The 1,511-nt window shown below is 60.6% G+C and carries 3 protein-coding genes; 1 reads left to right on the forward strand and 2 read right to left on the reverse strand.

Going from position 1 to position 1,511, the window contains the following annotated elements; genetic code table 11:
- Window positions 1-152: 152 nt before the first annotated feature.
- The gene (locus tag VMR39_RS00730; protein ID WP_325413377.1) at window positions 153-563 is read right to left on the reverse strand and encodes a zinc-binding dehydrogenase; all 411 of its coding nucleotides are present in this window, start codon (window positions 561-563) and stop codon (window positions 153-155) included.
- Between VMR39_RS00730 and VMR39_RS00735 the strand changes: the two genes are divergently transcribed.
- Window positions 543-779: a hypothetical protein gene (locus tag VMR39_RS00735; RefSeq protein WP_325413379.1), complete on the forward strand. Its 237-nt coding sequence runs from the start codon at window positions 543-545 to the stop codon at window positions 777-779. The genes VMR39_RS00730 and VMR39_RS00735 overlap by 21 nt on opposite strands.
- A 5-nt stretch (window positions 780-784) precedes the next feature.
- Here VMR39_RS00735 and VMR39_RS00740 read toward each other — a convergent pair whose 3' ends face one another.
- Window positions 785-1,372, reverse strand: a complete 588-nt coding sequence (locus VMR39_RS00740) for a hypothetical protein (protein ID WP_325413381.1) — start codon at window positions 1,370-1,372, stop codon at window positions 785-787.
- Window positions 1,373-1,511 lie beyond the last annotated feature (139 nt).

A 1,511-nucleotide genomic window follows, 5' to 3' on the forward strand; every position in this document is an offset into this window, starting at 1 on the left:
GTCCATCGGTCCCTGGCCTGTGACAGCAGACATGATGCTCTCCTCTCCATGTGCTTTTTGATTCGTACAGACTTTATAGTCGATCGATATCGTCTGACAATCCTAAAGATGGACGGATTTCCGTCTCTTGTCGAAAGGCCATGCGCAACGGTTCAGAAGTCGAGGATAATCTTGCCGAAATGGTCGCGGGACAGCTGATAACGGAAGGCGTCGGCCAATTGCTCCAGCAAAAAATGCCGATCGATGACGGGGCGGATATCACGGGTGGCGAGGAAGGCGACAAGGTCACGTAGTTGCGTCATGCTGCCCGCGGCAATGCCGTCCACGCGGATATGGCGCATAACCATATCTCCAAGTGGCAGTTCCGGTACTCCATTGGCAGTGGTGCCGACGACGACCTTGCCCCATGTGGCAGGCGTGGACAGACTGCACGAAGCTGGACTGGCCGCCAATCTCCAACACCAGGTCCACCCCTTCTCCGCCGGGGCCACGCGGATCGTGTCGCCCCAATCGGCATCGACATCAGCGTGGCGGAGTTCGACGTGCTGCTCGGCACGCTGCATGTCCAGACGGCGGAGAGCATTCATATCACCCCCGGCCTGGTTATGGCGCAGGGCGATCATCTGTTCGCCGAGGCGACGTCGCACAGCCTGCTGAAGAACAGGACGCTCTACGACAATCGCTATGTCTTCCTGCGCCACTTTCGTGGAAAACAGATAGCGCTGGTCAAGGAATATAGCGACTCCGCCCATGTAAAGACGGTGTTCGCGCTGGGCTGAAATCGTCAGGCCAACGCCATACAGGTGCTGGCGATCGGCGGTTGATCGAAACGGTCGCCCGCCAAACCGCCGATTCCCATGGCATCGCGCGCTGCCTGCCAGCGGACGGCAAAGTCGAAGAAGCGCCGCGCGGCCGGATTAGGGGCTGTGCCCAGCACCAGCGAGAGGTCGAGATGAAAGTCCATCCCTTCGACCGGACGTCGAACCATTCCCGGCAAGGTCGCGAACCAGCCGATGCCGATGGCGCAAATGCCATGCCGCTGGGCATGGCGTTCCACCGCCATGGCATTGCCTTCTGCCGACACCGACGGCACCGCCCCGCATTGCAGCAGGAAATTGGCGATCGGGTTGACGAATTCCTCGCCATGTTCGTTGCTGATCATGGCGATCCTGCGCCCCGCCAGCTGGCGGGCGGGAATGACGTCATAGCGGGCCAGATCGCCCTCCTCCGGCACCAGCAGGCCGATGGCCCGGCGCCTTAAAACGACATGATCCAGCGTGGCGGGAAATTGCACTTCATTGGCGATCTCGCTCGGATGCAGTTCCGTCATGAACTCCTGCACGGGCTTGTCGACCGGGACGCCCAGCAGCAACGACGAATGATCCTCGCTGGCGGCGAGCGCTCTGGATTGCGCTTGTCGTCAACGGCGCAATGTTCGTAGCCGAGATCATTGCCGGGGTGGCCGGTGGATCGAAAGCCTTGCAGGCTGATGCCCTCGACTTTCTGGGTGA

The organism is Sphingobium sp., from assembly GCF_035511395.1.
GTDB lineage: Bacteria > Pseudomonadota > Alphaproteobacteria > Sphingomonadales > Sphingomonadaceae > Sphingobium.

Coding starts and splice junctions, on each gene's coding strand:
- VMR39_RS00730 (WP_325413377.1), bottom strand. CDS start 563: ATGCAGCGTGCCGAGCAGCACGTCGAACTCCGCCACGCTGATGTCGAT.